The 9,101-nt window shown below is 72.2% G+C and carries 7 protein-coding genes and 1 pseudogene; 4 read left to right on the top strand and 4 right to left on the bottom strand.

Translation table 11 applies throughout. The annotated features are described in order from the left end of the window. The first annotated feature begins 226 nt into the window (after positions 1 to 226). Both D455_RS0111015 and D455_RS0111010 read left to right on the top strand, forming a co-directional pair. A complete protein-coding gene (locus D455_RS0111015) occupies positions 227 to 2,191 on the top strand; it encodes a glycoside hydrolase family 18 chitinase (RefSeq protein WP_026122519.1) in 1,965 nt (654 codons plus the stop codon). Between the two features lie 161 nt (positions 2,192 to 2,352). Then, complete coding sequence (locus tag D455_RS0111010; RefSeq protein ID WP_017570781.1) at positions 2,353 to 3,150, top strand: alpha/beta fold hydrolase; 798 nt, start codon at positions 2,353 to 2,355, stop codon at positions 3,148 to 3,150. On the opposite strand, the gene meaB is transcribed toward D455_RS0111010, so the two are convergent. Together meaB and D455_RS0111000 are read right to left on the bottom strand one after the other, a co-directional pair. Next, the gene (meaB, locus tag D455_RS0111005) at positions 3,147 to 4,103 is read right to left on the bottom strand and encodes a methylmalonyl Co-A mutase-associated GTPase MeaB (RefSeq protein WP_017570780.1); all 957 of its coding nucleotides are present in this window, start codon (positions 4,101 to 4,103) and stop codon (positions 3,147 to 3,149) included. The genes D455_RS0111010 and meaB overlap by 4 nt on opposite strands. 224 nt (positions 4,104 to 4,327) lie before the next feature. Further along, on the bottom strand, positions 4,328 to 5,515 hold the full coding sequence (locus D455_RS0111000; protein WP_017570779.1) for an acetyl-CoA C-acetyltransferase: 1,188 nt from the start codon (positions 5,513 to 5,515) through the stop codon (positions 4,328 to 4,330). Between the two features lie 87 nt (positions 5,516 to 5,602). On the opposite strand from D455_RS0111000, the gene mce reads away from it, so the two are divergent. Both mce and D455_RS35890 read left to right on the top strand, forming a co-directional pair. Beyond that, entirely contained in the window at positions 5,603 to 6,136 is a 534-nt protein-coding gene (gene mce, locus D455_RS0110995) for a methylmalonyl-CoA epimerase (RefSeq protein WP_051064619.1), read from the top strand. Between the two features lie 409 nt (positions 6,137 to 6,545). Beyond that, positions 6,546 to 7,821: pseudogene (locus D455_RS35890) on the top strand (DivIVA domain-containing protein). 162 nt (positions 7,822 to 7,983) lie between these two features. Here D455_RS35890 and D455_RS0110985 read toward each other — a convergent pair. Then, a complete protein-coding gene (locus tag D455_RS0110985) occupies positions 7,984 to 8,724 on the bottom strand; it encodes an alpha/beta hydrolase (protein ID WP_017570776.1) in 741 nt (246 codons plus the stop codon). A gap of 31 nt (positions 8,725 to 8,755) precedes the next feature. Then, positions 8,756 to 9,101: hypothetical protein (locus D455_RS0110980; RefSeq protein WP_017570775.1), on the bottom strand; the 346-nt coding region annotated here is incomplete at its 5' end.

The following is a 9,101-nucleotide window of genomic DNA, read 5'->3' as shown; positions in this document are numbered from 1 at the left end:
CCCCCCCCCAGCCACCCCCATCCCCCGCCCCGTCCCCTGGAGTACGCCATGCCCCCGCCCCGCACACGCCACCGTCCGCGCTCACCCGGCCGCCCGCGCGCGCCGCCATCCCCACGCCGGTCCGCTCACGACACACCGCACTCCCTGGGCGCACACCCCCGCAGCCGCCCGCCCACGCGGCGGAAGGCACACTCCCCCACACCCGCTCACGCACCAGGAGCACCCTGTGAGAGCACGACTTCGCAACCGGATCGCGGTGCTGGCAGCAGCCGTGATCGCCCTACCCCTCGCCCTGTCCCCCGTCCCCGCCTCCGCCGCCCCCGCGGGCGTCACCGTCACCTACGTGGAGACCAGCCGCTGGTCGACCGGGTACGGCGGGCAGCTCACCATCGACAACGGCTCGGACGCGCCGCTCACCGACTGGAGCATCGGGCTCCAGCTCCCCTCGGGCGCCGCGATCACCAGCCTGTGGAACGCCACCCTCAACCAGTCCGGCGACACGTACACCATCACCCCGCCCTCCTGGGGAGCCGACGTCCCCGCGGGCGGCAGCTACTCCATCGGGTTCAACGGCACCCACGGCGGCGGCGACACCGCCCCCGTGAACTGCACGCTCAACGGAGGCAGCTGCTCCGGTGAGCCCGGCCAGGACGACACCGAGGCGCCCACCGCGCCGGGCGGGCTGACCGTCGCCGGGACCACCTCCACCACCGTGGACCTGACGTGGACCGCCGCCAGCGACAACGTCGAGGTCGCGGGCTACGAGGTCCTCTCCGGCGGAGAGGTCGTCCGCGCCGTCAGCGGTACCAGCGCCACCATCACCGGCCTCGCGGCGGAGACCGAGCACACGTTCACCGTGCGCGCCTACGACACCTCCAACAACCGGGGGCCGGAGAGCGCGCCCGTCACCGCCACCACCGACGCGGAGGGCGACGGGGGCGACCCCACCGACCCGCCCCAGGAGCGCCGGGTCGCCTACTTCACCCAGTGGGGCATCTACTCCCGCGGCTACCTCGTCAACGACCTGGTGACCTCGGGTACCGCCGAGAAGCTCACCCACATCAACTACTCCTTCGGCAACATCAACGCCAACGGCGAGTGCTTCATGGCCAACCAGCTCGGCGAGGGCGACGCCTGGGCCGACTACGGCCGCTCCTTCACGGCCGCCGAGAGCGTGGACGGTGTCGGCGACACCTGGGACCAGGACCTGCGCGGCAACTTCAACCAGCTGCTCGAACTCAAGGAGATGTACCCCCACCTGAAGGTCAACATCTCGCTCGGCGGCTGGACCTGGTCGGAGCACTTCTCCGACGCCGCCCTGACCGCCGAGTCCCGCGAGCGCATGGTCTCCTCCTGCATCGACCAGTTCCTGCGCGGCAACCTGCCCGTCTTCGACGGCGCGGGCGGCCCCGGCTCCGCCTACGGTGTCTTCGACGGCATCGACATCGACTGGGAGTGGCCGGGTTCGGCGGGGCACGAGCACAACACCGTCCGCCCCGAGGACAAGGAGAACTTCACCGCCCTGGTGCAGGAGTTCCGCGACCAGCTGGACGCCCTGGAGACCGAGACCGACCGCCAGTACGAGCTGACCGCCTTCCTGCCCGCCGACCCGGAGAAGATCGAGCTCGGCTTCGAGATGCCGCAGCTCATGACCGACTTCGACTTCATCACGGTGCAGGGCTACGACTACCACGGCGGCTGGGAGGACGTCGCCAACCACCAGTCCAACCTGCGTGTGCACCCGGACGATCCCGGGCCGGACGTCTACTCCACCGAGACCACGATCCAGGCCTACCTCGACCGCGGCGTCGACCCGGCCGACATGGTCCTGGGCGTGCCGTTCTACGGGCGCGGCTGGACCGGTGTGGACCCCGGCCCCAACGGTGACGGCCTCTTCCAGAACGCCACCGGTCCCGCCCCCGGCACCTACGAGGACGGGATCGAGGACTGGAAGGTCCTGAAGGACCTGGTGGGCACCGGAAGCTACCAGCTGTACCGCGACGACGAGCTGGGCACCGCCTGGCTGTACGACGGCAACACCTTCTGGTCCTACGACGACGAGACCTCCATGACCCAGAAGACCGACTGGGCTCAGGCCCAGGGCCTCAGCGGGGTCATGATCTGGTCCGTCGACGGCGACGACGCCGACGGCAGCCTCATGACCGCCATCGACACGGCGCTGGCCAGCTAGTACGCGTTTCCGGTCCCGGGCGCGCCCGGGACCGGAAAGACGGCCGGTGCGGACCGCCGCGGTCCGCACCGGCCGTTCGTGTGCGGTGCGCGGACGCCCGCGTTCGTCGGGACCGGGGTCTATGCTCCTGATCCCGGGGCCACACGAGAAGGGCGGTCGCCATGGCCAGCGCGCACACCCTGCGCACGTCCGACGGAACGCTGTACTACGAGGTGCGCGGACGGGGGCCCGTCCTCATGCTCGTGGGGGCCCCGATGGGCGCCGGGGGATTCGCTCCCGTGGCGGACCTGCTCGCGCGGGACCGCACGGTCGTCACACACGACCCCCGGGGCATCTCCCGCAGCCCTCTGGACGACCCGGAGCAGGACGCCACACCCGAGCTGCGCGCGGACGACGTCGTCGCGATCATGGACGCCCTCGGTGCGGACTCCGCCGATGTGCTGGGCTCCAGCGGTGGGGCGGTGACCGCGGTCGCCCTGGCCGAACGGCACCCGGGCCGGATCCGCACGGTCGTCGCGCACGAGCCTCCCCTGTTGGAACTGCTGCCCGACGCCGCCGAGCAGCGCGCCGCGACCGAGGGCGTCATCGCGATCTACCTCCGGGAAGGGCTGTCCGCGGCGCGGAACGCGTTCGCCGACCAGGCCGGGTTCCCACGGGGAGGATCCGTCCCGGACGAGGAGTTCAGCGAGCGGGTCCTCGCGGACAGCGCCCGGTTCCACCTCCACGAACTCCGGCACACCACCCGGTACGTACCCGACACCGACGCGCTCGCGACGGGACCCGTCCGGGTCGTCGTGGGCCTCGGCTCCGAGTCGGGGGAACTGCTCACCGCGCGGACCTGCGCGGCACTGGCCGAGCGCCTCGGCACGGCGCCGGTCGCCTTCCCCGGCGGGCACGGCGGCTTCGCGGACGACCCCGGGGGCTTCACCGAGGTGCTGCGCGGGCTCCTGGCTCCCTAGCCGAGGTCGGCGCCCAGTTCCTTGGCCAACGCGTCAGCCGCGGCGTAGGGGTCCCTGCGCCCCTCCGCCACGTCCCCGGCCAGCGTGTCCAGGTCGGTCCGGTCACCCACCTCACCCATGCGTGAACGCAGCAGGTCCAGCACGATCGCCTGCACCTCGTCCCGGGCGCGGGCGCGGCGGCGCCGGGCCAGGTCCCCGCCGGCCTCCAGGTGGGTGAAGTGCTGGTCCATCCGCTCCCACAGCTCGTCGACGCCCTCGTCCCGGGAGGCGACGGTCATGACGATCGGCGGCTTCCACTCCTGGTCCGTGCGGTCCTTCATGGCGATCATCTGGCGCAGTTCACGCAGGGTGGCCTTGGCGCCGTCCCGGTCGGCCTTGTTGACGGCGAAGACGTCGGCGACCTCCAGCACACCCGCCTTCGCGGCCTGCACCGAGTCACCCATGCCCGGGGCGCACAGCACCACGGTCGTGTCGGCCTGCCCGGCGATCTCCACCTCGGCCTGGCCCACGCCCACCGTCTCCACCAGGATCACGTCGAACCCCGCCGCGTCGAGCACGCGCAGCGCGTGCGGCGTGGCCCAGGAGAGCCCGCCCAGGTGCCCCCGGTTGGCCATGGAGCGGATGAACACGCCCGGGTCGGTGGCGTGCTCCTGCATCCGCACGCGGTCGCCGAGCAGGGCACCGCCGGTGAACGGCGACGACGGGTCCACGGCGAGCACGGCGACGCTCAGCCCCCTGGCCCTGGCCGCGCGCACGACGGCGTTGGTGGTGGTGGACTTGCCCACCCCCGGGGAGCCGGTGAACCCCACCACCCGGGCCCGTCCGGTGTGCGGGGCCAGACCGGCCATGATCTCGCGCAGGGCGTCGGACCCGTTCTCGACCAGGGTGATCGCGCGGGCCAGTGCCCGGCGGTCACCCTCGCGGACCCGTTCGACCAGCTGGGGGGCGTGCATGGGACTCCTCAGTTCAACGGAAGCGGCACGGGGCGAGGGCTCGTGGCCCCCGCCCCGCGGCTGTCAGGTGCGTCGTGCCCCCGGGGCTCTCCCGGGGTACACAGTGTCTTCGGGTCGGGTCTCCCGCACGGGGCCCGCCACGCGGGCGGTCGGGGATCTCCCGGTGCCCGCGGCCGGAGCCCGCGAGGGAGGGTGCGGCCGCCGGACGGCGGCCGGGCACCGCGTTACTCGGCGGGAACCGTGAACAGCAGGGCGTCGCCCTGGCCTCCGCCGCCGCACAGGGCGGCCGCGCCGAACCCGCCGCCGCGGCGGCGCAGCTCGGAGACCAGGTGCAGGGCGATCCGGGCACCGGAGGCGCCGATCGGGTGGCCGATCGCGATGGCGCCGCCGTCGACGTTGACGATCTCCTCCGAGACGCCCAGGTCACGGGTGGACTGGATGCCCACCGAGGCGAAGGCCTCGTTGATCTCGATGAGGTCCAGTTCCTCCACCGACCGGCCGGCCTTGGTCAGCGCGTGCTTGATGGCGTTGGAGGGCTGGGAGTGCAGCGAGTTGTCCGGACCGGCGACATTGCCGTGCGCGCCGATCTCGGCCAGGATCGGAACGCCCAGTTCCTCGGCCCTGGCCCGGCTCATCACGACCACGGCGGCGGCGCCGTCGGAGATCTGGGAGGAGGACCCGGCGGTGATCGTGCCCTCGCTGTCGAAGGCGGGGCGCAGCCTGGCCAGGCTCTCCGCGGTGGTGTCGGCCCGGATCCCCTCGTCCTCGGAGAAGACGACCGGGTCGCCCTTGCGCTGCGGGATCTCCACGGGGACGATCTCGTCGTCGAAGCGCCCGGCGGAGGCCGCGGCGGCGGCGCGCTGGTGGGAGCGGGCCGCGAAGGCGTCCTGCTCCTCGCGGCCGATGCCGAGCTTGCCGTTGTGCCGCTCGGTGGAGGCACCCATGGAGTCGCCCTCGAAGGCGTCGGTCAGACCGTCGTGCGCGGTCGCGTCCAGGACCTCGATCGACCCGTACTTGTAGCCCTTGCGCGACTTGGGCAGCAGGTGCGGCGCGTTGGTCATGGACTCCATGCCGCCGGCCACCACCACGTCGAACTCGCCCGCGGTGATGAGCTGGTCGGCCAGGGCGATGGCGTCCAGGCCCGACAGGCAGACCTTGTTGATCGTCACCGACGGAACGTTCATGGGAATCCCCGCCTTGACGGCGGCCTGGCGGGACGGGATCTGACCGGCACCGGCCTGGAGCACCTGTCCCATGACCACGTATCCGACCTGTTCGCCGCTGACACCGGCGCGCTCCAGCGCGGCCTTGATCGCGAAGCCCCCGAGATCGGCGGCGGAGAACCCGGCGAGGGAGCCGAGGAGTCTGCCGGTGGGGGTCCGCGCCCCACCGACGATGACGGAACTGGGCATCGTAACTGGCCTCCAAATGCATGGGTGACGCACCTGGTCTGCAACGATACCCACACCACTGGAAGCGACCTTCGGGAGGCTCACCCCATGAGTGACGCACCGCACTCGGCCAGCGAGTTCATCACCCCGCCCTCCTCGGCAACCTCTTCCTCCCCCTCGGTCCCGTCCTCCCCTTCCGTACCGTTCTCGGGGCTGTCCCGGCTCGACCACGTGGGCATCGCCTGCCGCGACCTCGACGCCTCGGTGGCCTTCTACCGGCGGACGTACGGGTTCGAGGTGGCCCACGAGGAGGTCAACGAGGAGCAGGGCGTGCGCGAGGCCATGCTCCGGGTCAACGGGACCGACGACGGCGGTGCCACCTACCTCCAGCTGCTCGAACCCGTCCGTGAGGACTCCCCGGTGGCGAAGTTCCTGGAGCGCAACGGCGAGGGCGTCCACCACATCGCCTTCGGCACCTCCGACGTGGCCGACAGCGCGGCGGGGATCGGCGAGCGCGGCGTGCGCGTTCTGGACGCCGAGCCCCGGCGGGGGACGGCGGGGGCGAGGATCGTCTTCCTGCACCCCAAGGACTGCGGGGGTGTGCTGACCGAGCTGGTCCAGAGCCCGCGCGGAGAGGAGTGACGAGGGCGTTCCGTGGGTTCCGGGCAACATCACGGGGGCGTTCCGGACACGTCACAGGTTGGGTGCCCGTGACACAGTTGACCCCGAAGGCCACCGGAAGTTACCTGAAACCCCCTTCCCTGGGGTTCCGCGCTTGATAAAGTCGGCTAGCTGCCGGATGCGCTATTCCGGCGTTGGTCCATGTCTTACAGTCCGGTAGTCGAGTCGGGTCGGCCGTACCGCCGTGTCAGGTGACGGGGCGTACACGGACGACACCGGAGGCGGTCGAGGGCTCCCGGAGCCCGCCGCATCGGCCCGTCCCCCGCCTCGTGACCCGGACCCCGTCCCCCGGGGACAGCGCAGCCGCCCTCCCCATCCGTCCCCGGCCGTTCGCACGTAGCCGTCTCGCACCCGTTCAGGATTCCGCCACATGCCGTCAAACAACATCGACACCCAGCTCAACAACATCTTCGACGAGGACAACACCCCTCCCGAGTTCGACGTGGTGTTGCGTGGCTTTGACCGAAACCAGGTGCTGGACCATCTGGAAGGCCTGCGCAGCGACCTCAAGCAGAACTCCAAGAAGGTCGAGAAGCTCGAGAACGAGCTGAACGCCAAGAACCGCCAGCTCCAGGAGCGCGAGCGCCCCTCCTACTCCGGCCTGGGCTCACGCATCGAGGAGCTGCTGCGCCTGGCCGAGGAGCAGGCCAACGAGCTGGTCCAGAGCGCGCAGATCGACGCCAACGACATCCGTTCGGCCGCCAAGATCGAGGCCGCCGACATGCGCGCGGCGGCCGAGTCCGAGGCCACCGAGGTGCGCACCCTCGCCCAGCGCGAGGCCGACGAGACCCGCCAGACCGCGGAGTCCGAGGCGGAGGAGATCACCACCACCGCCCGCCGCGAGGCCGACGAGCTGTCCTCCACCACCGAGCGCGAGGTGCAGAAGAAGCGTTCGGCGGTCGACCACGAGATCGCCGAGAAGCGCGCCACCTTCGAGGGCGAGATCGCCAAGCTGCGCACCACCACCGAGCGCGAGTGCGCCCAGGCCCGCGCCGCCGCCAAGCGCGAGCGCGACGAGACCATCCAGGCCGCCAAGAGCCAGGCCGAGGAGCTGCGCAAGAACGCCGAGCGCGCCTACGCCGAGTCCGAGGCCCGCCGCACCGAGGCCGAGGACCAGTTCGAGCTCCAGCTGGCCGACCGCCGGGCCGAGGCCGAGCGCCAGGACGCCGAGCGCCTGGCCGCCGCCCAGGCCGCCACACAGAAGATGGTCAACGAGGCCGAGGAGCGGGCCGCCAGCGCCGAGCAGCGCGCCACCAAGGCGAGCCAGCAGGCCGAGCAGACCCGCCGCGACGCCGAGAACCACGCCAAGCAGCTGGTCGGCAACGCCAAGAAGAGCGCCTCCCAGATCGAGGCCGAGGCCAAGTCCAAGGCCGACCACCAGCTCAGCGACGCCAAGGCCGAGGCCAACCGGATCATGACGGTCGCCAAGAAGGAGGTCGAGGAGCTCAACCGCCAGCGCGACAGCATCCAGTCGCACCTCCAGCNGCCCGGCCGCTCCGGCCGCTCCCGCGGCCGCCTCGGTCGACCCCGCCCCGGCCCCCGCCGCGGCGCTCCCGCAGGAGTCCGCTCCGGCCGCCGAGGAGGCCAAGCAGCCCGCGCACTCCGGCAAGGGCACGGACGACGACGAGGACTGGTGGCAGGAGTAGCGTCCAGGTCCCTCCGGGACTGACGCGCCCGACGTCACGAGCACGAGGGCCCGCCCCCTCCGGCAGAGCCGGGGAGGGCGGGCCCTTCTCCGTGACGCGCGGCGGACGAGGCCGGCGGCGCCTCGGGACCGGACGGCACCCGGTCCGGAGGGCGGCCGGACGCTACTGGAGCGTCTGGACGTCCTTCTCGTACGGGCCGTCCCACTCGATGGGCAGCGGGTAGGCCTCGGGGTTGACCCGCTTGACGATCTCGTCCAGCACCCGGCGCACGTACGGCTCGCCCACCCAGAGGTGCTTGGCGCCGTCCACGCCGATGACCTCGCACTGGGGTATGGCGCCGAAGCGCTCCCTGGCCTCGTCGGGGCGCAGGTAGTCGTCGTGCTCGGGTACCAGGGCGATCACCGGCTTGTCCGACTCCGCCCACACCGCCATGTCGGCCTCGTCGGCGCGGTGCAGCGGCGGCGACAGCAGCAGTGCGCCCCTGACCTGCGGGTCGGCACCCCATTTGAGGGCCAGCTCGGTGCCGAACGACCAGCCCAGCAGCCAGGGGTCGGGCAGGCCCTCGAACTCGGTGAACTCGATGGCGGCGAGCACGTCGTGCTTCTCGGTCTCGCCCTCGCCGAACTCGCCCTGGCTGGTGCCGTGCCGCGAGCTGGTACCGCGGGTGTTGAACCGCAGCACCGCGACGTCGGCCAGCGCGGGCAGCCGGAACGACGCCTTGCGCAGGACGTGGCTGTCCATCATGCCCTCGGCGGTGGGCAGAGGGTGCAGGCACACCAGGGTGGCCTTCGGCTCGCGGTTCTCGGGCAGGGCCAGTTCACCGACCAGTTCGAGGCCGTCGGCGGTGTGCAGGGTGATGGGTCGTCGCACGGCGGGCAGCACCGTGGTGGCTCGGATCTCCATGGCTCCTCGTGTCCGGGTCGATGGCCGGGGCTCAGTGACGGGGGGATCGGGGCGCGCGGTGGGAACGCCGGTCCCAGCAGGAGGAGTGCCAGTGGCGCCGGTCGCCGCCGTCGCCGTAGGGGCGCCAGGCCACGACGTGCGCCATGCCCGTCGGGATCTCCTGAGCGCACCCGGGACAGCGGTAGACCTTGGTGGCGGCCGCGCCGGGTATGCGGCGCGTCACCCACTCCCCGTCGGGACCGGTCTCACGGCGCTGCCCGCCGGTGACGCGCAGCATGAGGGCGTCCTCGTCGTCGGGGGCGCCACCGGGGGCCTTACGGCCCCGGGCGGGTTTGCGGCGGGGAGAGTTACGGCGCGGGCTCACGCGTTCCAGGGTA

It is taken from the genome of Nocardiopsis halotolerans DSM 44410 (genome assembly GCF_000341065.1).
Taxonomy (GTDB): domain Bacteria; phylum Actinomycetota; class Actinomycetes; order Streptosporangiales; family Streptosporangiaceae; genus Nocardiopsis; species Nocardiopsis halotolerans.
The sequence above is the reverse complement of the archived record's forward strand: the minus strand, read 5'-3'. Positions and strand labels throughout refer to the sequence as shown.